Here is a 22,149-nt window from a genome sequence, read left to right as displayed (position 1 = left end):
TTAGTCCTCGGTTCACGGCAGCGCTACGCAATCGGGGCCGGCAATGTCGGCGAGGAATGCAAATTGGGCGGCAAGACCGGTAGCGCCGGCGATAATGGGCCCGCCTTCACTAAGCGACGCAGCAAGTGGCGGCATTGCGACCATGGCCCCCGCTTCGCGCGCGATCAACGCCCCAGCAATCATGTCCCAGCCGTTAAGGTGCTGCTCGTAGTACAAATCGGCGATCCCGTCGGCCACTCGTACCAGCCCTATCGCTGCCGCACCCATACGGCGATAGTCAATGCCAAGATCGTAGAGCCGCTGGGAGACGCCCTGATACACCGCGAAATCGGTGCGGCGGGAATGACCCAAAATGGCGAGCGCCTGTGCCGGATCGCTCACCGACGATGCCCGGATCGCCTTGCCGTCCTTGAAAGCCCCCTGCCCTTTGACGGCCGAATAGACCTTGTCCACTGCCGCGTCATAGATGACGCCGATGCGGATTTCTCCGTCGGCCACATAGGCCATCGACACGCCCCAATGGCGGAAGCCGCGGATGTAATTGGTGGTGCCGTCGATGGGATCGACCACCCAGAAGCCCTTGCCGCCGGGCGTTCCGCCGCCCTCCTCGCCCAGGAAGCCGTCATCGGGAAACAGCCGCGCGAGGGTTGTACGGATCGTGTCCTCCGCCCGCCGGTCGGCAATGGTGACAAAGTCCTGCAAGCCCTTGTTCTCCACATTGAGCGCGCCGCTATCGCGGAATGCCGATGCAGCGCGGCCCACCTGGCGCGCCAGATCGATGGCGGCGGTGACACGCGCCGTCAGGCCCGGGGCTTTGGCTTCGGCCTCAATCACGCGGTCTTCCTCTTGATCAGGGAAACGGGTGTAAACTCCACCCGTGCAGTCATCGTCGGGTCGGCCATGCGGCTGGTCAGCAGGTCGATCGCCTGTTCGGCCTGGATATCGCAGGGCTGCAATATGGTCGTCAGCTCATAGGCACCCCACCCGGCCTGCGGGATGTTATCGTGCCCGATAATGCGCAGTGGAGGTGCGCCGCGCGATTTGCGCTGTCGGGCGAGGCCGTCGATTACCCCGCAGGCCAGGTAGTCGTTGATGCAGAACAGGCCATCGATATTGGTGCCGGCGAGTTGCCCGGCCCCGTCGAAGCCGTGTGCATAATCATTGCGCGCTATGGGCAGCACATCAGCGGTCACGCCCATCGCCTTGCAGCGGGCGAGGAACGCCTCCATGCGCCGCCGCGCCGTATAGGACACGCCAGCCGCCCCCATCACCGCCGGACGCTTGGCGCCACCGTCGATCAACTGCATCGCAGCAATCTGCCCGGCCGCCTTGTCGTCGGAGACGACACGATCCACCAGCGGAATGTCGTCGCCCTTGTTGATGAGCACGATGGGCACGCCATTATCGGCAAATTCCTCGCACAGCGAGGTTGGCGGCGCATCCGAGGTCACCAGCACCCCGGACACCGCATAATGCAGCAACTGCGCAATGACTTCGGCCTGATCCTCGGTATCGGTCGGCAGCAGCACCGGCCGGAAATTGCGCGCCAGCAGCGCCCGCGAAATCTGTTCTATCTGTAGATTTCGGAATGGATTATCGAGGCCCGCTGCCACCACGCCGACGAAATCGGAGCGCTGATTGGTGAGGCTCCGCGCCAAATAATTGACGCGATAGCCCAGGTGCTTGGCCGCCTCATGCACCTTGGCACGCGTTTCGGCCGAGACACTGGCATTGGGCGTGAACGTGCGCGACACCGCCGCGCGCGACACCCCGGCACGCCGCGCCACGTCGAACGAAGTGACCTTGCGTGAACGGTTTTCGGTGTCGCTCATGATGCCTTGGCCTGGTTCTGAAACAAATCCGGCAGGTCCGTGCAAATGCCCAGGACCGGCAGCATGACGATATCAGCGATGATGTCCGGCCGCTCCTCATGCCATAGCACGATGCCGCGACCGTCTGCTCGCGCCCTGGCGATCAGCGCCGCATCCACCAGGTCCTGCGGTCGCGCCCCGGCCTTTTCCCAGCACAGATGAATGATGTCGGCACCCGCCCGGTCGGCCAGCGCATGCGGATCGTGCCCCACCCGCACCAGTACCGACAGCGGATAATCGCAGCCGCTGTCGCGCAACTCGCGTACCTGCGCCACGTCGAACGAGCCGAGGCAGGCGAAGCGTTGCTCATTGGCCAACAATTCCTGCCAGACCAACTGCCCCGTTCCCGCTGCCTTCAGTTCCACATAAAGCCCGCAACGCGTCTGCCGCCCCAACGCCGCCACTTCGGCAAAACTGGGCACATCCGGCACGGCGGCGCGCAATTCGGCAAAGCTGAGTTTGGAAATGTACAGGTCCTGCCCGAACAAGCGTTGCAGATGATCGTCATGGCTGACCACGCAAATACCGTCGGCGGTGAGCTGGGTGTCCAGCTCCCACATGCGCGCGCCCATGTCGGCGGCGAGCTGAAACGCCGCCAGCGTATTCTCGCGCCGATGCCCGCTCGCCCCGCGATGGCCGATGGTCATCGGTAGTTCGGCCGCCGTCACCGGCCAGCCATAGCGCAGGGCCAGTTCATGCACATAGGCGGGGATCATAGCCGCGCTCCGTTTTCGCCGAACACCATGACCTTGGCGCCGCTGGCGCTCCAGGCGACCTCATTGCCCACTGCGATATCGCCGCGCACCGGCTGGATCGAGCGCAGCACGCTGCCATCGGCCAGCCGCACGTCATAAAGGTTTTCGCGACCCTGGGTTTCCACAAACGAGACCTTGCCCGGAATGGCGATATCCCCGAGCGGCCCGAAATCCTCGGGGCGAATCCCCAGCGTCAGCTTGCTGCCGTCGGCGGGGCTTAGCGTGCCGGCAGGCAACGGCAGGCGAATATCGGAATTATCCAGCGCAAAGCCGCCATCCCGCGCCGTGCCACGCAGGAACGCGATCGGCGGATTGCCCAGGAACCCGGCGACGAAGGCCGTGCGCGGATTGTGATACATTTCCGTCGGCGTCGCCAATTGCACGATCTCGCCCGCGTTCATGATGGCGATGCGGTCGCACATGCTCATCGCCTCCACCTGATCGTGGGTGACCAGGATCGCCGTGATGCCCGTCTCCAACTGGATGCGGCGGATTTCCGAGCGCATCTCCAATCGCAGCTTGGCATCGAGGTTCGCCAGTGGCTCATCGAGCAACAGCACATCCGGCTTGCGCACCAGCGCTCGGGCCAAAGCCACACGCTGCTGCTGCCCACCCGACAGTTCCGCCGGACGCCGTCCCAGCAGGTTTTCGATATGCACGAGCGCCGCAATCGCATCGACCTCGCGCTTGATCTGGTCGGGCGCCACCTTCTTGACCTGCAACGGAAAGGCGATGTTCTCCGCCACCGTCATATGCGGATAAAGCGCATAGGACTGGAACACCACCCCCACGCTCCGCGCCTGACTGGGCAGGTCGGTGACGTCGCGGTCGCCGAACAGGATACGCCCGCCAGTGACCTTGTGGATACCGCAGATGGCGAACAGCGTCGTGGACTTGCCGCAGCCCGAGGGGCCCAGCAAAGCCAGCATTTCGCCATCGGCGACTTCCAGCGTCAGGTCTTCGATGACCTTGGTCGTGCCGAAACTCTTGGAGAATTTATCGAGCAGAATCCGCATCAGCCCTTCGAGCCCCCGCCGTAAATGTTCATGAGGTGCTTCTGGAAAAACAGGAACAGGATCAGCACCGGGATGATGTAGAAAACGCCGACCGCCTTGAATAAGGACAGATCGAAATTGTTGTCGTCGGCAATCAGGCTGGCGAGATAAACGCTCAGCACCTGCGCCTTGGCCCCGGGCGCCAGCACCTGCGGCAGGATATATTCGCTCCAGCTCGACAGGAACGCGAACAGCCCCAGGGCCATCAGCGCGGGCCGCACCTGCGGCAGCACTAGCCGGCGGAATACCGTGAACCGGGACGCGCCATCGGCAATCCCCGCCATTTCGATTTCCCACGGCACGGTGTCGTAAAAGCCCTTCATCAGCCAGATGCCCAGCGGCATTTCCAACGCGGCCTTGACCAGGATCACCCCGAACAGCGAATTGTATAGCCCCACCATTTGCAGCACGAGGAAGATGGCCACGATCAGCGTCACCGACGGAAACGCATGCAGCACCATGACTCCGGCGAGGAAGAACCCCCGGCCGGGCACGTTGAGGCGGGACAGCACATAACCGGCGGTCGAGGACACCAGCAGCACGATGATCGTCACCGTTGTGGCAAAGACCAGCGTATTGAGCGCCACCGGCCAGATGCTTGGGCGATTGCCCCGCGCCTGCCACAGGAAGTCCCAGTGCCGGAAGGTGATGGCATTGGGAATGAGCGAGCCGGGCGCGGAATCGGTGATCGTATCGATGAAGAAGTAGAGATACATCACGATCAGCGGCAGGCTGACAATGGCCAGCGCCAGGATCACCGGCCAGCTTTTGAAATTCGCCGAAACTTGGGTTTGCGTGGCCATGTCTATTGCTCGATCAGCGGTTTGGCGACCAGCGCGTTGTAATTGAACACCCGCAGATAGATCAGCGACAGCGTAACCCCGATCACCACCAGCACCAGCGACAGCGCCGTGCCATAGCCATATTCGAGGTTGCCCGCATAGTTGCTGAGCGCGGTGTGATAGGTCATCAGCGACCACACTTCGGTGGCGCCACCCGGCCCGCCCTCGGTCGACAGCAGGATCAGGTCGAACGAGGCCAATAGCGACAGCGTCTGGTAACAAGTGACGAACAGGATCGGCCAACGCATCTGCGGCAGGATGATGTAGCGGATCTGCTGCCACCGGCTCGCGCCATCCACCTCGCTGGCATAAAACTGCGATTTCGGAATGGCCCGCAGCGCCGACGAAAACACCAGCATGCCCATCGACGCGCCGACAAAGCCATTGATGAGTATGACGAACACCCAGGCATTGGTGGAGCTATCGAGCATCCAGTTTTTCGGCGCCACGCCGAACTGCCCGAGGAACATCGAGATAAAGCCCGTGTCCCAGGCCAGCCACTTCCACATCAGCACGTAGATCACCGGCGGCGTGATGCGCGGCAGCAGCCAGATCGAGCGGAAAATACCACCTGTCGTCTCGGGCATGTAGTACGTCGTGATGGCCAGGAACATCGCATAGCCGGTGTTGAACAGCACCAGCACGATGGCGACGTAGAACACCGTATTGATCAGCGTCCGCAAGGTATCGGGCGTGGAGACCATGCGGCGGAAATTCTCGGTGGTCCACGTCCAGCCCGAATAGCTCGACGCCGCCACCGCATCCCGCTCCGCCGGCGTCACTTCGACACCCAGCGCATCGAGCCCGGCCAGGAGATCGCCCTCGCTCTCATAGCGCGTATCGAGCAGCGAGCGGTTGAACTGCTCGGAGATCTGCTTGACCTCCCGGGTGCTCGGCCGCGCGTTCAGCCCCTTGATCATCCGCTCGGCCTCGCGGCGCGTCGGAAACACCTCACCCAGATGGGTGCGCATTTCGGTGATCGCGGGTGCGTCGACCCCGCCACTCTCCAGCGCCGCCAGACCCCTTTCGTCGATCACATAGCTCGGCTGGCTCAGCCGCTCGGCCAGCTCGGGAAATCCATACTTATCGCCCAGCCGCTGCATGGAACTGGGACCAATCTGATAGGCGCCGCCGGTAATGCCGGTTGCGGTGCTCATATTGGTGAACGAGAACACTGCCGTGAGTGCCACCGGCACCAGAAAGAATAACACCACCAGCACAATGGCCGGTGTCAGCAACATCAGGCCGAGCGATCTGGAACTGTTCATCGGGGCCTCCTGCTGCCGGAAAGGGCCGGCGGGATTGCTCCCGCCGGTTGGATGGCGCTAGCGAATGATGATCGCGTCGCCAAGGCCACTCTTGAGCGTGGTTTCGACGTCAGAGATCGCCTGGTCGACCGTCTTGGTGCCGGTCCAGGAGGCCTGCAGGCCCGCCCACATCGCATCCCAATAGACGCCGAAATTGGCGTTGTTCGGCATGGCGGTGGCATAGGGCAGCAGGCGCTGGCTGGCCTCGGAGGCCCAGCGGTTGTCGCTATAGAGCGCCAGCGTCGTCTCTTCCTCGGAAATCCCGAGATGGGCCGACTTGATGGCATGCAGCACGTTGATCTGCGGCTCGGATGCGATGGTGATGAGATCGGCGGCGATCTGCACCAGTTCCTCATCCTTGTTGGCGGTCAGCAGATAGACCAGCGGATGGGTCAGCGTATTGGCCTTGCCCTGCGCGTCGCCAGCCGGGATCAGCGAGAACTGCACATTGCCGAAGAAATCCTTCATGCCTTCCTGGTTGACGTAGCGGGCATAATGCCAGGTGCCGCCATGCCAGATGCCAGCCTTGCCAGCGCCGATATCGGCCCACCAGGTGGCGTCATCCATGCCGATATGGTTCTTCTTGGTGACCCCGGCCGCAACCGCATCGACGAAGAACTGGTAGAACTTGGTCATTGCGGCCCTGTCGAAGACCAGCTTGCCGTTTTCTTCCAGCGTGCCGCCGAAGCTGCGGTAGAACTGCCAGTAATCAGGGCCGTTGGACGGGCGCGGATAGAAGCCATAGCCGGGCTGCACAACGCCGGCATCCTGCATTTTCTTGGCGTCTTCCAGCACATTGGCCAGCGTATAAGCGCCGTCCTGAACCTTCTGCGGCAGCGCGTCGAGATCGGCATCGGTATAGCCGATTGCCAGCATCGATGGCCGCCAGAAGAAGAAAGGCCGCGACTCCGCGTCCTGCGGAATGCCATAGACGCTGCCGCTATAGGAGGCGATTTCCATCAGGTTCGGATAGATGGCGCTGAGCGGCCAGGCGTCGAGATCCACATAATCCTCGACCGGCACGATCAGGCCCGACTGCGCCCAGGGGGCAATGTCTTCATGGCCGGATACGACGATATTGGGCGGGTTGCCGGCTTCCGCCGACAGGGTCAGCGCCTGCTTGAAATCGGGCCAACCCGGATAGGTGGTCTTTTCGACCGTAATGTTGAGCTCTTCGCCGCGAATGGCGGCTTCACGCTCCAGAATGTCGGCGGCGATATCGATCGAATCGACGCGATAGACGTCGTTTGGCCCGGTGCCGCCGGCCCACACGCTGATCGTCACGTCCTTGGCCAAAGCGGGGCCAGCGAGCGCTGCCGTCACGGCAACAAGTGCGGTCGCCCGCATCAAACCTCTTAGAATTGTCATCCGTCTTCTCCCGTTGAGCCGTCAGGTGGCTGGTCCCAGAGCAGCCACCCATCACCCGATGTCGGCCGCAAAACTCCTCTGGCGCAAGTCCAGCTTGTGGTGCTGTAGGGGCCGCACATAACGGCCTCATGACATTTTGCGCACGTGTACAAAGAAAGTCCGACTGACGCGGAATTAGGCCTTTGCACACGTGTACACTGACACGCCGAAACAGTGCGGTCAATTGCCCGATGCAGATGCTCATTCAGGGATGAAGACGAAAAAGCGGCCGGCCCATCGGACCGGCCGCACTAAAATCAGGCCTTGGCCAGCGCCTGCTCGATATCGGCGATAATGTCGTCGATGTGCTCGATGCCCACCGATATGCGCACCAGGTCTTCCGAGACGCCGGCTCGCGCCAGTTCTTCGGGATTGAGCTGGCGATGCGTGGTGGACGCCGGATGGCAGGCCAGCGATTTAGCATCGCCGATATTGACCAGACGCAAGATCATGTTCAGCGCGTCGATGAACTTGCCGCCCGCTTCCTGCCCGCCCTGGATGCCGAAACTGACAATGCCCGAGGCCTGCCCCTTGGTGATCCGCTTGGCCACGGCGTTATACTTGCTGTCCGGCAGCGCCGCGTAATTGACCCAGCTCACCTTGGGATGCGCCTTGAGATACTGCGCCACCTTGAGGGCATTTTCGTTGTGCCGCTCCATGCGCAGGCCCAGTGTTTCCAGTCCCATCAGGAACAGGAAAGCGCTATGCGGCGACAGCGCCGCCCCGGTATTGCGCAATGGCACCACGCGGCAACGCCCGATATAGGCCGCAGGCCCCAAAGCCGCCGTATAGACCACGCCGTGATAGGACGGATCAGGCTCGTTGAGCACGGCGAACCGTTCCTTGTTGGCAACCCAATCGAACTTGCCGCTATCGACGATTATGCCGCCGATGGAATTGCCATGCCCGCCGATATATTTGGTCAGCGCATGCACCACGATATCGGCGCCGAAATCGATCGGGCGGCACAGATATGGCGTCGCTACGGTGTTATCGACGATCAGCGGCACGCCATGCTTGTGCGCAATCTGCGCCAGCCGCTCGATATCCACCACGTTGCCGGCGGGATTACCGATGGATTCGCAAAACACCGCCTTGGTCTTGCCGTCGATCAGCGCGTCGATGGCTTCAAAATCATCGGCGGCCGCCATACGCACCTCGATGCCCTGCCGCGGAAAGCTGTGCATGAACAGGTTATAGGTGCCGCCATAGAGCTGGCTGATCGACACGATATTGTCGCCGACGCCCGCAATCGCCTGGATCGAATAGGTGATCGCCGCCATGCCGGAGGCAACCACCAGCCCACCAATGCCGCCCTCCATTTCGGCCACGCGCTGTTCCAGCACTGCCGTCGTTGGGTTCATGATGCGAGTATAGATATTGCCCGGCACTGCCAGGTTGAACAGGTCGGCGCCATGCTTGGTGTCATCGAACGTGTAGGAAGTGGTCTGGTAGATCGGCACCGCCGCGGCCTTGGTGGTGGCCTCGGCCGTATAGCCGTGGTGCAGCGCCATGGTTTCAAGTTTCATTGGTCTCTCCTCTGTCCGGCCCTTGCCCGGCCGGTTCCACAAGCACCATAGCGCCTATCGGCCAACCACCAAGCGCCGAGGCGACAATGTCCGTTCGAATGCGATGCCGATTTGAGCAAGTCTTTCGCTTTGACGGTGCCCATCGGCTGGTTGAAATGGGATGAGCGGGTTAGTGTCTCGACGCATTCCAAGGCGGCCAGACCATGACAGCTTCGATCTATCCCAGCGATTTCTACACGAACCGCCGCGCCGGCACCGCCCACGCAGCGAGGCGGATCCTGTCGGCCCTGCCCGCCAATCTACTCCGCCGCTCCGTCGCCGATATCGGCTGCGGCACCGGCACCTGGCTTGCCGCTGCCTTGGCCGATGGCGCCGGTTCAGCCTTCGGCATCGAGGGCAATTGGGTCACCCCCGATCAACTCGATGACGCCCGCATCAGCTTCGCCCCGCAAGACCTGGAGCAGCGCTTCACCGGTCCGCGTGTCGATCTCGCAATGTCTCTTGAAGTCGCCGAACACCTGACCCCTGCCCGCGCGCAAAGCTTCGTCGCCGACCTGGTCGCCCTCGCCCCGGCAATCCTGTTCAGCGCAGCCATCCCCGGCCAGGGCGGCGTCAACCACCTCAACGAGCAGTGGCAAAGCTACTGGGCCGCACTATTCGCCAGCCATGGTTATGAGGGCTTCGATGTCGTCCGACCCGCCATCTGGACCGACGACGACATTCCCGCTTGGTACAAGCAGAACGTGCTGCTGTATCTTGATGCGGGGACTGCCGCTCAGTTGGGTCTGACACCGACCGCGCCGGCTTTGCTCGACCGGGTTCACCCCCTGTTCTGGGAGCGCGCCAATCGCGAACTGAACTATGCCGGAGCCCTGCCGGAGTCGGAATATCTGAAGCGGCAGGCGCAGACGTAGCAGCAGGAGTAGCGCCGAATTGTCAGTCGACACCCTCCCCCTTGCGGGGAGGGATCAAGGGTGGGGGGAGGTTTGGCCTCGATCTAAATCGTGGCGCCCAACACCCCCCCAACCTCCGCCGTCAAGGGGGAGGTGTCTGCCGGTGGGTGGGGATAGATCGAGTTCAAAGAGTAGGAAGCACGCTCGATGGGGACGTTTGTGCCCCTCAGCCCCGCGCCGCCCAAAGCAGCCCACGCCTAAGGATCTCGCGCACCTGCGGCCGCGCTAGCTCGTCCGCCGTGTGCCCCAGCGACGAATAAAACACCCGACCGCGATCGTGCATAGTCGTGAACACTACCGGCATCACCACCCCCTTGCGCCAAGGGTGAAACTCCCCCGAAAACGTCGTGGTCGCCAACACTTCAACCGCGGGATCGTAGTTCAGATAATACTGCTCGGACGTGTGCTCAAAGCTCTCGATCCCCGCCAAGATCGGATGATCGCCGCGCGTGACGTCCACCCGATGGGTGATGATATTGCCCGGATGCGACACCCAATAGCAGCTCGCCGCATAGCGGAACGGCACGCTGTCGCGAAAGCTCGTCGCCAGCCCCATGTGAAAACCGGCCAGCCCCGTTCCAGCCTGGATCGCGGCAATTAGCCGGCCCATTTTCTCCGGCTCCAGCGTCCCCGCCGTCAGCACCGGCACAACCAGCGCATTATCCCCGACATCCTCGGCACCCAGTGCGTCATAATCCGGTGTCACCGTGACGGCGAACCCCTCGGCCTGCAGCAGATCGCGCACCACATTGGCGCTGCGCTCGGGCGTGTGCAATTCCATGCCGCCCCAAACCACGAGCGCTTTGCGTTGATCGCTCACAGCCCCAATCCGACCGCGCGGGTGCGATGCACGCCCTTGGGTGCAAACGGAAATGCATCCGCCATGCTCAACAAATCCGCCGCCAGATGCACCACCGACAGCCACATCTCGGTCCCCTGCAGGCTCGTCGCATGCCCATCGGCGAAGGCAAAACCCTCACCCGGCACCCACCGCTCTACCGCCCGTTGGATGATCGCATGCGCAATCGCCTCGGCCTCCGCCCGCCGATAATCAGTCTGCTGCAAACACAGCCGCAGCGGATGAATGGTGTCGAGCAGGTTGCACGCCGTATAGGTCGGCCCCGAAAACCCACCATAATTGCGATAGTTCAGCAGCACCGAATTGATCGCCGCCTCCGCCTGCGGCACCGGCAGTCCGAACTGTGCATACGTCCCGCGCGTCAGCCGATAAAACCCATTGACCGGCTGCAGCAATCCCTCCGCCTCCGTGGTCGACCCCCACAGCCCCGTGGCCCGATCCTGCTTCAGCGCCAACCAGCCGAACAGCGTCTCTCGAGTCCGGCCCGTCGAAAAATACCGCGCATTGAAATACAGCGCCGTGCCGATCGCATCGACCGCCGCCCCCGCGCCCCAGGCGCGTTCACGCCAGCTCAGTCCATCGAGCCAATCGCAAAACGCGTTGGTATCCAGATCCTCGACCGCGCCGATCCGCTGGCGTGGGTGACTGCCCAGACATTCCAGCGCATAGCCAACCGCCAGGACATTATAGAGCGCCAGCCCATTGTCGCGCATGGCCTGCCCCGGCGCCGGCAGCTGGAACGGATCGGGGAACAATCCCGTCGCCGCGTCCTGCACATCCTGCAATTGCGCAATCGCCCGGGGAACGTCGAGTCCCTCCGGTAGCGCATCAAACGAGGTGGCGATCTCGATGGCATCACAGAGGTGCCGAATGCTCGGCTTGGCCTGCCCGCTCGCCTCGAAGGACAGATACGAGCCGTCCCGGCTATGCCGCGCCAGAATATCCGGCCACTGGCTTTTCGCCATATCGCCCAGACGCTTGAGCGCCCCTTCGCTATCGCCCTTCGCCTGCCGCCCCACCGCCAGTTCGCCCCGCCGCCGCACGACTTTGGCCGGCACGCCAGCAACGATCGCCAGCGGCGGCACATCCTTGCTGACCACAGCGCCCGCCGCGATAACCGCGCCTTTGCCGACAGTGACGCCATCCAGGATCACCGCATTGGCGCCGATCCAGACATCATCCTCGACGACGATGCCGGCGCTATAGTGCTTCTGTGCATGGATGGGCACGTTCGGATCGTCGAAGCCGTGGTTGAAGCCTACGATCGAAGCATGCGAGGCGATGCGGACACCGTCGCCGAAGCGCACCTTGCCCGAAATGCAGGCGTACGAATTGACCGTGGAATTCGCGCCGAATTCGATGTCGCCCCGCACCAGCGCATGGCCGGCAATCCAGCTGTTTTCACCCAGCACCAGATGGCTGGTGAAGATCGCCGCGTCGGCCGCCACATAGGCCGTGGGGGCAAACACTGCCCCGGCAGTCAACGCCAGCCGCGCCTTGCGCGCGACATGTTCGGGGCTGGCAATATCCTCGGCCGTGCGATCCCAGGTCAGCCATTGCAGGCGCTCTGCATGATCGGCAGCCTTGATGGCCTCCTCGGATGCCGACAGCGCGTCGCGCCGGGAAAACGGGCTTTCGTCGTGGCTCAACAGGGTCATGCAAGACGCTCCAGAAATGCCGGCTCGATCGCAAATTCAAGCTTTTGGCCGGCAACGAAGCGTTCGACTTCCTCGGTGACCAACTGGCCCAGCCGCAAGCGTTCGGTGCCGACCGCTCCGGCAACATGGGGCGTCAGGAACACATTGGGCAAGTGATAAAGCGGCGAGTCCCGCGCCGGAATTTCCGGATCGGTGACGTCGATCACCGCCTGGATACGCCCGGTTTGCAACTCGGCAATCAGCGCATTCTCGTCAATGATTGCACCCCGCGCCGTGTTGATGAACGCTGTATTGGCGCGCATGAATGCCAGTTCGCGCGCGCCGATCATATGGCGGGTTGAGGGCAAGGATGGCGCGTGCACCGAGACCACATCCGAACGCCGCATCAGGGTGTCGAGATCGACCAGTTCGACGGTTTTGGTGATCGGATCGCTGGCCGACACATAGGGGTCGCTCAGCAACACCTCGAAATCGAAGGCCTCGAGGAACCTGGCCACCTTGCGCCCGATACGCGACGCGCCGACCAGACCAATGGTGCGCCGATAATTGCCGATGGGCTGGTCCATCATCGCATAGGTGGAGCGGCGGCTGGGATCGGCGCGATAAAGATCGCGCAGCTGGAACACATGTTTGTTGGCGAAGATGATCGCCGCCAGCGTGAACTCGGCGACCGGCACCGCATTGGCATCGGCCGCGTGGGTGACGGTGATGCCGGCCTCATAAACCGCTGCGTCGAGGGTGTATTTCACCGTGCCGGCCGAATGAGCGATCAGACGCAGTTTGGGGGCGGCGGCGACGACTTCGGCGGTGACCTGCGGGCAGCCCCAGCCGGTCACCAGGATATCGAGATCGCGCAGGATGCGGCGCGCCTCGGGGGTGGAGAAATCCTCGATCGGCGTCGGCGAGACAACGTCGCAACATGCTGCCAGCCGCGCCAGCGAGGCGTCGTCAAAGACATATTTGGTTTTGTCCGCCGCCATGGCGAAGGCGAGCTTGGGTGCCATCAAAACCTCTCCGCCACCAGAATGGCGCTGACATCGATGCCCTCGCGGGCAAACAAGGCTTCGAGCCTGGCAAGGTCTGGCGCCTGGGGCGGCTTGGCCAGCGCAGCATCGGCAAAAGCGCTCACCGGCAACGCCATCGCTGCCGTGACCAGCACGGTCGTGCCGACCGGGATATCGCCCCGCAATTGCGGCACGATAGTTTTCGCAACGATCAGGTTGGTATTGGGGAACGCCTTGTGCGCACGCCCTGCCCTTTTGCCGGCCAGATCGAGAATGGTGCTGACATCGGTTTTAGAGCGGGCAAGGGCCCTGCCCGTACCGTCTTCATAGGTATCGGAATTCAAATCCGCCCGACCGATGGCAAACCCGCCTTCGCTGGCTTTGAGCACGCGGGGCGTGATGATCCGATGCACGCGGATATGCCAGGGATTGGCGGGGAGCAGCCAGGTCTCGACGCTCACATCGGCCCACGGCTTCCACCGCGCGAACAGCGTATCGCCGGCGATCTGCGCCACTTCGTTGGACTCTCGGACGCGATAGTGGCGGCCATCATCGGAGAAGCCGATTATGCCGTCGAAGGCCGCGTTTTCATAACCACGCTCGTCGGACTCGACCGAAAAACCGTATCGCGACGAATAGACGAACTTGGCGTATTTCTCGGCGCCAAAGCGCATCTGATAATTCTGCTGCCCGCTCGACAAGGCAACGACATTGCCCGGGGTTTGCATCATCACCATGCCGGGATGCTTGAGCGGCAGCGGTTCGATACGCTTGACCGCGGGGGTTTCCTCGGCGGTCCAGAACGGGTGATCCGCCGCGAGCGCCAGCGGCAGGAAGGCCTTGAGCGCCCAATAGGGCGAGCCGGCGGAGTTGTAGTTCTCGCTCATGAACAGGTTCGGATAGCCATAACCAATCGACAAAATCCCATCGCGATTGGCGATCGGCTGCTTGGCCCACCAGCGCAGGTGGCGCATGAAATGCCCCTTGATCTCGCCCCAGGGCAAAGCCTCCACATCGGCAAAGGCCAGCGCCCCCCAGAACCCGCCACAGGCAAACCGATAGGTCAGGCTGCGACCGAAGGCCAGCACGCCGCCATCCTCGTCGAACCAGCTTGTGAGGTCCTTGGCGAATAGCGCTGCACGCTCCTTGTAGCGGGCCACGCGCTCTTCGTCGCCGCGCGCCAGCGTGGCGTAGATCAGCCCGTAAAAGTGCATGGCGAAAGGAATATAATGATCGATGCGGCGCACAATACCGTCGCAATACCAGCCCTCGCCGAGGTAGAAACCGTCCAGTTCTTCCAGATACTTGTCGGTCAGCGAGCGGTCGAACTCGACCCCGCATTCCTCAAGGCCGAGATCGACCAGGATGCGGAAGAACTTCCAGTTATTGTCGGCGTAGTCGAACTGGCGGGCATGCTTGAGGTAGGCGGCCAGATTGTCCTTGGCCTTTTGCGGCAATGGCTCCCACACCAGATGGGGCACCATGCGCAGGGTGAAGCCGATGGCCGCCAGCTCGACCATGCGCTGATCGGTGGATTTGACCGTACCCCAATATTCCGGATGCTCGGGATCGGTGCCATTGGCGAGGCCGCGGCGATAGAGGTCCCAATGCTCGAAAGTGCCACCACCGGCCGCCAGCGGCGTCAGGCCCCAGAGCGGACGGGCAAAGCCTTCGAGGTCCGCCGCCGCCCGATCGAAATGCGCCGCCGCCGCGTCGAGCCGCACCCGCGCGCCACCTGCGGAAAAATAGGGCAGCAGCGGCGCGAACAGGTCGTTGAGCCCCGTTTCGACATCGGCGCGGGTCTTGAGCGTGTTGCCGAAAAGCGGATTGGCGCTGAGCGGATCATAGGTCATCTAGGCATAAGTCCCGGTGGCGGGCGCTTCGTAGGCACCCTTGAGGTCTAGAGTTTCGGCGAAATGGCAGGCCGCTTCCTGCGCCGTGCCATGGATCGGGCGCAGCGCCGGGCGCTCGGCGCGACAAATGTCTTGCGCATAACGGCATCGGGTGTGGAACGGACAGCCGACGGGGCGATTGCCCAGATAGGGGATTTCCCCCCGCACCTCGACATTGCGGCCCTTGCGGCGCAGCGGATCGGCAATCGGCAGGGCCTCGAGCAGCACTTCGGTATAGGGATGGCGCGGCCGCTCGAACAGCATTTCGGTGGGCGCATTCTCCACCACATGGCCCAGATACATCACCACCACCCGGTCGGCGATGTAGTTCACCACGCCCAGATCGTGGCTGATGAAAATGTAGGTGAGCCCAAAATCGCTCTTTAGGTCTTCCAGCAGGTTGAGGATTTGCGCCTGGATCGACACGTCCAGCGCCGACACAGCCTCGTCGGCAATCACCAGTTTTGGATCGAGCACCAGCGCGCGGGCAATGCCGATGCGCTGGCGCTGCCCGCCGGAAAACGCATGCGGATAGCGCCCGACGCCGTCGGCAGCAATGCCGACCTTTTCCAGCGTCGAGACCACGCGGTCTTCCAGGTCCTTCCCCTTGGCGATTCTGTGGATGCGCAGCGGCTCGGCCACGATATCGAACACCCGCATGTTCGGATTGAGCGAACTCATCGGGTCCTGGAAGATCATGCGGATATCCTGCCGCCAAGGCTTGATCTGCCGCTTGTTGAGCGCGGTCAGTTCGACCGGCTCGTGGCCCTTGGGATAATAGGTCACCGTGCCCGCCGTCGCCGGCTGCGCCTTGATGATGCAGCGCCCCAGCGTGGTCTTGCCGCAACCGCTTTCGCCCACCACCGCCAACGTCTCGCCGGCCTCGACGGTGAGGCTGACATCGCTCAGCGCGTCCAGTGTGCGGCTTGGCCCGAACAGCCCCGAACTCAGCGAATAGCTCTTGGACAGATTTTCGACTTTCAGCAGCGTGCTCATGCATTCGCCTCCGCCATAACCGGCGCTTTAGTCAGCAGATGACACCGCGCGATATGCCCATCACCCACCACGGTCCGCTCCGGCCGGATCGTGGCGCAGGGCTCGAACGCATAGGGGCAGCGGCTGGTGAAGGCACAGCCCTCGGGCCGGTCCGAAGCGGAGGGCACCGTGCCCTTGATCGGCGACAGCCGCACCCGGTCCGCCTTGCGCGCCATCTTGGGGATCGAAGCCATCAGCGCCCGCGTATAGGGATGTTGGGGGGCACGGAACACGTCGTAGACATTGCCCTGCTCCACCACGTCGCCGAGATACATCACCGCCACCTCGTCGGCGATTTCGGCGACGACACCCAGATCGTGGGTGATGAACAGCATGGCCATGCCGTAATCGGCTTGAAGCTGTCGCAGCAGATCGAGGATCTGCGCCTGCGTGGTCACGTCCAGCGCCGTGGTCGGCTCGTCGGCAATCAACAGGTCCGGCGTACAGGCCAGCGCCATGGCGATCATGGCGCGCTGCCGCAACCCGCCCGAAAGCTGGAACGGATAGGCATCGGCCCGCTCGCGTGCGCCGGGAATGCCGACCTGATCGAGCAGCGCCACGGTGCGTTCGCGCGCCTGTTTGGGGTTCAGGCCCTCATGGATCAGGATCATCTCGTCGATCTGATCGCCGATCGTGTGCACGGGCGACAGCGAACTCATCGGCTCCTGAAAGATCATGGCAATCTTGTTGCCGCGCACCTTGCGCAACGGCAGGCTGTCCTGCTTGAGGGCGGCAAGATCGATGGTGGGTTCATCTTTCTCCGAGAACAGGATTTTCCCGGTGCGAATATTGGCATTCTGGTCGAGCAGCCGCAGGATCGCCCGCGCCGTCACCGACTTGCCACACCCGCTCTCGCCCACCAGGCAGAGCGTCTTGCCGGCCGTCAGCGTCAGATCGACCTGCCGCACCGCCTCGATATCCGCCTCGTCGGGAGACGAGAAAGTGATCGACATGTTTTCGATGGCGAGGAGAGGTTGGGTCATTATTGGAACTCCACGCGTGGTCGTCCGACCTTCACCTCTCCCTTGGGGGAGAGGTCGACCCTCTTGGGTCGGGTGAGGGGGCCTTTACTGGGTGAGGTGCGCGCCAAAGGCCCCTTCACCCGTCGCTGCGCGCCGACCTCTCCCCCAAAGGGAGAGGTGAAGAGCATACTATCGGCCATGGGGATCAGCGGCATCACGTAGGCCGTCTCCGAAGAAATTGAGCGACAGGATGATCACCACCACGCAGATGCCCGGTGTCAGCAGCCAGGGCGCGGTGGCGAGGGTACGGATATTCTGCGCGTCCTGCAGCAGCGTGCCCCAGGAAACGATCGGCGCTTGCAAGCCCAAACCGAGGAACGACAGCGCCGTTTCGGCCAGGATCATGCCGGGCACAGCCAGCGTTGCCGCGGCAATGATGTGGCTCATGAAACTGGGCACCATGTGCCGCGTGATGATGCGCCAGTCACTGGCGCCATCGAGTTGTGCGGCGGTGACGAAATCCTCGGTGCGGAGGCTGAGGAACCGTCCGCGCACCACCCGCGCCAGTTCGGTCCAGCCGATCAGCGACAGGATGATGGTGATGGCGAAATAGGTCTGGATCGCCGACCAGTCCTTGGGCAGCGCCGCGGCAAGCCCGAGCCAGAGCGGAATGGTGGGCATGGAGCGGATGAACTCGATGACGCGCATGACCACGCTATCGAACCAGCCGCCATAATAGCCCGAAAACCCGCCGATGATGATGCCGAAGAACAGGCTGAGCGTCACACCCGCCAACCCGATGGACAGCGAAATCCGCGTGCCGTGGATTAGCCGGCTCAGCAGGTCGCGGCCCAGGCGGTCGGCTCCCAGGATATAGAGCGGGGTCTTTGGATCGGAGACGCCGAACAGCTTGACCGAGAGCGGGATAAAGCCGGCAAGCTTGTAGGGCTGGCTCGGGGCGAAGAACTGCAGCGGGATTTTCACCTCGGGATCGATGACGAACGTCCGCCGCATTGCCTTCTTGTCGATGGTGGATTTGTAGCCGTTGACATAGGGCCCGAACGCCCAAGAGCCGTCGTCATTGGTCGAAATGAACTGGATGCCCTGCGGCGGCGCATAGGTGTAGCGCGGATTGTAGGCGCCTGGCTCAACCGGCGCGAGAAACTCCGCCAGCAGCGCCACGAGGTAAAACGCGACAACGATCCACAACCCGACCAAGGCCAGCTTGTGCTGCTTGAAGCGGCGCCACATCAGCGCGCGCTGGCTCTCGCGCACCGGCTTTTTGACAATGGCGGGCATGGCGATATCGGTCATGGTTTCGCTCGCCATTCCTATTTGCTCCCGAAGCGAATGCGCGGATCGATCCAGGCGAGGAGCAGATCGGAAATCAGCGTGCCGATGACCGTAAGAATGCCCAGCAGCAGGATGATGGCGCCGGCCAGGTACATGTCCTGGCTGGTGAGCGAACGCAGCAGCAGCGGGCCGGCGGTGGGCAGGTTGAGCACCACCGACACGATCACCGAACTCGATACCAAAGCCGGCAGCAGCCAGCCGATGGTAGACACCAGCGGATTGAGCGCCACACGCACGGGATACTTCATGATGGTGCGGAACTCGCTGAGCCCTTTGGCGCGCGCCGTGGTCACATAAGGCTTTTTCAGCTCATCGAGCAGGTTGGCGCGCAGGATACGGATCAGCTCGGCAGTGCCCGCCATCGACAGCACCAGGATCGGCGCCCAGGCATGGCTGGCGAAATCCACGATGCGGCCAAAACTCCAATGGGCGTTCTGGTATTGCGGCGAGAACAGCCCGCCGATGGTCTCACCGAACCAGATGAAGCTGAGATACATCAGGATCAGCGCGAAGAAGAAATTGGGAATGGCCAGGCCCAGAAAGCCGCCAATGGTCGCCAGATAATCGCCCAGCGAATATTTGCGCACGGCGGCGTAGATGCCAATGGGCAGCGCCACCAGCCACATAACGATGACCGCGAGACCTTCGAGCAGGATGGAATTGCCCAGCCGGCCCCAGATCAATTCGCTGACCGGCGCCTTCCACTCGAAGCTGCGGCCGAAATCGCCATGCAGCAGTCCGACCGTCCATTTCCAGTATTGCACCAGATAGGGTTCGCCGAAGCCATATTGGTCGCGCAGCGCCTGGATCGCGGCGGGATCGACCCGGTCGCCATCGGCACTGAGCTGGGCCACATAGGTGGTCAGATAATCGCCCGGCGGCAATTGGATGATGGCGAAGGCGATGAACGACACCGCCCAGATGGTGAACACCATCGATATCATCCGGTTCGTTATGAAACCCAGCATGGGGGTGTTCCTATACTTCGTGTTCGACCGCCGAATTCTCAGTCGACACCCTCCCCCTTGCGGGGAGGGATCAAGGGTGGGGGTGGGTTTAGCCCCGATCTTCATCGTGGCTCCGCACACCCCCTCCCAACCTCCCCCGTCGACGGGGGAGGTGTCTGCCGGTGGATGTGGCGCTATCACGCCACCGTCAATTCTCAACCCCTCGCGGCAATTGGGAGCGCCGCGAGGGGCGGGAGGGATCCATTCCAAAGTGTGTCCAAAAACTCGCTGTGCCGAGTCAGATGGCGTGTCGGTCGAGAACCGGAGCGGAGCGTACGTTTGTACGTGAGCACCGGAAGCGCAGACCGTCGCGTCAGATGGCCGGCACAGTAGAGTTTAGGGACGTACTTTCACTCGAAGTACCACTGGAACGGATCATAGGGTGCCGGCGACGGGAACAGGTAAGCCTGCTTCAGCGTGTCCGGAATATTGTGCAGATTGTTCTTGGCCAGGTAGTAGCCTTCGCCGGGCAGGTTGATGCCGATGACCGGGAAGTTCTCCTTGGCGATCGCCAGGATCTGTTTCATCAGCGCGCTACGCTTGTCGGCATCGCCTTCGGCCCGCAGTTGGGTGTAGAGCTCCATCTGCTTCTTGGCCCAATCGGCAGGCTCTTCGGCGATGTCGGGCGTGGTGCCATTGTACCAGGCCTGCCAGCGGAAGGCCCAGACGCTCTCCGGGCTATAGGGGAAGTAGTAGCGCGGCTCCTGCATGACTTCGAGGCCGCCGTCGCCGGTCCAGATCTGCGCGTCATAATCGCCGGTCGGCCGCTTGTCGTAATAGAGCGTGCGGTCGATGCTGTTGATCTCAAGCTTGATGCCCGCCGCAGCAAGCTGCAATTGCATCATTTCGAGCATATCCACCCATTCCGGATGCAGCGCCGCGATGGTGTCCACGGTGACCACCAACGGCGAACCGTCAGGCATGGTGTAGAAGCCCTCGCCGTTCTTGGGCCCGAGCCCGGCCGCTTCGAAGCGCTTTGCGGCGTCCTCGAGATCGAGCGCGGTATATTGCGTGCTCATCTCCTCGTCATAGAACGGGGATTCGGGACGCGGCGCCACCTGCGAGGGCGTGCCCTGGCCGGTAAAGGCCACGTCGATGATTTCCTGCCGGTCGATGGCCTCGGAAATGCCGATGCGGAAATCCTTGTTGCCGAACACGGCGCGGCGCGCCGGATCGGGATGGTTCAGGTTGAACTGCAGCACCATGGAATTGGAGAACGAGGACACTTCCGTGCCCAGGTGATAGCCGCCCGCTTCCTGCCCGTCGAAAAAGATGGGCTGGTTGATGATGGTGTTGATATGGCGATCCTGGAAATCGATTTCGCCATTGAGCGCCATCAGCGTCAGCTCTTCCAGCGAGTCCGAAACGCGCATTTCGAGCGTATCGATATAAGGCAATTGGTTGCCCGCGGTATCGACCTTCCAATAGTAAGGATTGCGCTCAAAGGTGACCCGGGCGCTGTCGCCTTTGAGGGGCTCCTTGACCATCCAGGCATTCATGAAGGGCAGTTCGGGATTGGCCCAGCGGATGGTTTCAGTCGCCCAGGAGCAGCGGTCCTGCATGTAGAGCTCCCAGGTGTCAAAGCCGGCGGCCTTGGCATCAGCCGCGGCATTTGGATTGGTCTTGGGATAGAACTGCCCGCAATAATCTTTGCTCAGCGACACGATGGTCAGGCCGTTGACGCTGGCCAATTCGTCGAGCAGCACGCCATTGGGCTTTTCGAAGACAAATTTGAACGTGGTGTCGTCCACCACTTCGATGGTGACGGGGTTCTGCGGGTTCTTCACAAAACCGCCGCCGCCCGCATAGGTCGGCTCATGCAGCAGGTCGACGGCGAAAGCGATGTCGGCGCTGGTGAAGGGCTTGCCATTGTTCCATTTGAGCCCGGCGCGAAGGTGGAAGGTATAGGTCTTGGCGTCCTCGCTGATTTCCCAGCTTTCGGCCAGGTTGGGGATGACCTTATTCCAGTCGCGGTCATAGCGGACCAGACCATCATAGGCGATCGTGCGCGCGATCCAGGCATTGTCGCCGCCACCGCGCAGGCCCGAATGCCAGGTACCGCCATATTTGCCGACGCTCTCGACCGGGGTGACCACCAGCGGATTGGTGGGCAGCCGCTCGGCGACCGGCGGCAGCGTGCCGTCCGCCACCAATGGATCGAGTATCGGCGATTGTTGCTGGCCCAGCGCTACGGTGCTCAGCATCAAAACGGCGGTGAGTGCGCCGGTAACGACGCGGCCCGCATATGCGCGTGGCCAAAGTCGGCTGTTCATCATGAAATCCTCTCCCTCGCGGCCGTCTGTTCCCCGGCCCGGCGCCTTATGGCACCCCGGCAAGTTAGCCATCAATTTGCGCTTTCGCAAGTATTTTGCGCAAATCACGCAATTTACGCAAATTTGCATGATTTGCATTGATGAGTCAGCAGGATAGGGTGTGGAGAGGATGCAATTGGGCACCGCAGCTCAAAGGCGAGGCCGAAAAATCGTGACTCACTCTCATCGCACTGCGACGGTTTTGACGCCAACTCGGTTGGACGCACCATGCGTTTGTCACGCTCGATATCACCCCATCGAAGGCCGGAGGCCATCCTGAGATTGAGCCACATGCCGCGAGGTGGGGAGTCAGACGTCGCCATCTTGCAGCCGCGAGGATATCTCGGG

18 protein-coding genes are annotated in these 22,149 nt (G+C 62.4%); 1 reads left to right on the top strand and 17 read right to left on the bottom strand.

Annotated features, from left to right (window positions below; all coding sequences use genetic code 11):
- Positions 1-12: 12 nt before the first annotated feature.
- The 8 genes from ABIB57_RS18725 to ABIB57_RS18690 all read right to left on the bottom strand — a co-directional run bounded on the left by ABIB57_RS18725 (position 13) and on the right by ABIB57_RS18690 (position 8,766).
- Positions 13-831, bottom strand: a complete 819-nt coding sequence (locus tag ABIB57_RS18725) for an inositol monophosphatase family protein (RefSeq protein ID WP_354042821.1) — start codon at positions 829-831, stop codon at positions 13-15.
- Positions 831-1,832 (bottom strand): LacI family DNA-binding transcriptional regulator, encoded by a 1,002-nt coding sequence (locus ABIB57_RS18720; RefSeq protein ID WP_354042714.1) that lies wholly within the window; start codon positions 1,830-1,832, stop codon positions 831-833. The genes ABIB57_RS18725 and ABIB57_RS18720 overlap by 1 nt, the downstream gene beginning before the upstream one ends.
- On the bottom strand, positions 1,829-2,587 hold the full coding sequence (locus ABIB57_RS18715; protein WP_354042713.1) for a glycerophosphodiester phosphodiesterase: 759 nt from the start codon (positions 2,585-2,587) through the stop codon (positions 1,829-1,831). Before ABIB57_RS18715 ends, ABIB57_RS18720 begins: the two co-directional genes overlap by 4 nt.
- On the bottom strand, positions 2,584-3,642 hold the full coding sequence (locus tag ABIB57_RS18710) for an ABC transporter ATP-binding protein (RefSeq protein WP_354042712.1): 1,059 nt from the start codon (positions 3,640-3,642) through the stop codon (positions 2,584-2,586). Before ABIB57_RS18710 ends, ABIB57_RS18715 begins: the two co-directional genes overlap by 4 nt.
- Complete coding sequence (locus ABIB57_RS18705; protein WP_354042711.1) at positions 3,642-4,484, bottom strand: carbohydrate ABC transporter permease; 843 nt, start codon at positions 4,482-4,484, stop codon at positions 3,642-3,644. The genes ABIB57_RS18710 and ABIB57_RS18705 overlap by 1 nt, the downstream gene beginning before the upstream one ends.
- A gap of 2 nt (positions 4,485-4,486) precedes the next feature.
- Positions 4,487-5,791: a carbohydrate ABC transporter permease gene (locus ABIB57_RS18700; RefSeq protein WP_354042710.1), complete on the bottom strand. Its 1,305-nt coding sequence runs from the start codon at positions 5,789-5,791 to the stop codon at positions 4,487-4,489.
- Between the two features lie 57 nt (positions 5,792-5,848).
- On the bottom strand, positions 5,849-7,198 hold the full coding sequence (locus ABIB57_RS18695) for an ABC transporter substrate-binding protein (protein ID WP_354042708.1): 1,350 nt from the start codon (positions 7,196-7,198) through the stop codon (positions 5,849-5,851).
- A 296-nt stretch (positions 7,199-7,494) separates the two neighbouring features.
- Positions 7,495-8,766, bottom strand: a complete 1,272-nt coding sequence (locus ABIB57_RS18690; protein WP_354042707.1) for an O-acetylhomoserine aminocarboxypropyltransferase/cysteine synthase family protein — start codon at positions 8,764-8,766, stop codon at positions 7,495-7,497.
- A gap of 203 nt (positions 8,767-8,969) precedes the next feature.
- On the opposite strand from ABIB57_RS18690, the gene ABIB57_RS18685 reads away from it, so the two are divergent.
- On the top strand, positions 8,970-9,680 hold the full coding sequence (locus ABIB57_RS18685; protein WP_354042706.1) for a class I SAM-dependent methyltransferase: 711 nt from the start codon (positions 8,970-8,972) through the stop codon (positions 9,678-9,680).
- A 205-nt stretch (positions 9,681-9,885) separates the two neighbouring features.
- Here the strand turns inward: ABIB57_RS18685 and ABIB57_RS18680 are convergent, their stop codons facing one another.
- From ABIB57_RS18680 to ABIB57_RS18640, 9 genes are all read right to left on the bottom strand, one after another.
- Positions 9,886-10,539 carry a ThuA domain-containing protein gene (locus tag ABIB57_RS18680; protein WP_354042704.1) on the bottom strand — a complete coding sequence of 218 codons (654 nt, stop codon included), beginning with the start codon at positions 10,537-10,539 and terminating at the stop codon, positions 9,886-9,888.
- Entirely contained in the window at positions 10,536-12,236 is a 1,701-nt protein-coding gene (locus ABIB57_RS18675; protein ID WP_354042703.1) for an acyltransferase, read from the bottom strand. Before ABIB57_RS18675 ends, ABIB57_RS18680 begins: the two co-directional genes overlap by 4 nt.
- A complete protein-coding gene (locus tag ABIB57_RS18670) occupies positions 12,233-13,243 on the bottom strand; it encodes a hydroxyacid dehydrogenase (protein WP_354042702.1) in 1,011 nt (336 codons plus the stop codon). Before ABIB57_RS18670 ends, ABIB57_RS18675 begins: the two co-directional genes overlap by 4 nt.
- The gene (locus tag ABIB57_RS18665; protein WP_354042701.1) at positions 13,240-15,093 is read right to left on the bottom strand and encodes a DUF2264 domain-containing protein; all 1,854 of its coding nucleotides are present in this window, start codon (positions 15,091-15,093) and stop codon (positions 13,240-13,242) included. The genes ABIB57_RS18670 and ABIB57_RS18665 overlap by 4 nt, the downstream gene beginning before the upstream one ends.
- Positions 15,094-16,128 (bottom strand): ABC transporter ATP-binding protein, encoded by a 1,035-nt coding sequence (locus tag ABIB57_RS18660; RefSeq protein ID WP_354042699.1) that lies wholly within the window; start codon positions 16,126-16,128, stop codon positions 15,094-15,096.
- On the bottom strand, positions 16,125-17,150 hold the full coding sequence (locus ABIB57_RS18655) for an ABC transporter ATP-binding protein (protein ID WP_354042698.1): 1,026 nt from the start codon (positions 17,148-17,150) through the stop codon (positions 16,125-16,127). The genes ABIB57_RS18660 and ABIB57_RS18655 overlap by 4 nt, the downstream gene beginning before the upstream one ends.
- A gap of 168 nt (positions 17,151-17,318) precedes the next feature.
- A complete protein-coding gene (locus ABIB57_RS18650; RefSeq protein ID WP_354042820.1) occupies positions 17,319-18,443 on the bottom strand; it encodes an ABC transporter permease in 1,125 nt (374 codons plus the stop codon).
- A gap of 17 nt (positions 18,444-18,460) precedes the next feature.
- Complete coding sequence (locus ABIB57_RS18645) at positions 18,461-19,450, bottom strand: ABC transporter permease (RefSeq protein WP_354042697.1); 990 nt, start codon at positions 19,448-19,450, stop codon at positions 18,461-18,463.
- Positions 19,451-19,839: 389 nt separating this feature from the next.
- On the bottom strand, positions 19,840-21,762 hold the full coding sequence (locus ABIB57_RS18640; protein ID WP_354042696.1) for an ABC transporter substrate-binding protein: 1,923 nt from the start codon (positions 21,760-21,762) through the stop codon (positions 19,840-19,842).
- Positions 21,763-22,149: the final 387 nt, after the last annotated feature.

Source organism: Devosia sp. UYZn731, from assembly GCF_040546795.1.
Lineage (GTDB): Bacteria > Pseudomonadota > Alphaproteobacteria > Rhizobiales > Devosiaceae > Devosia.
The sequence above is the reverse complement of the archived record's forward strand: the minus strand, read 5'-3'. Positions and strand labels throughout refer to the sequence as shown.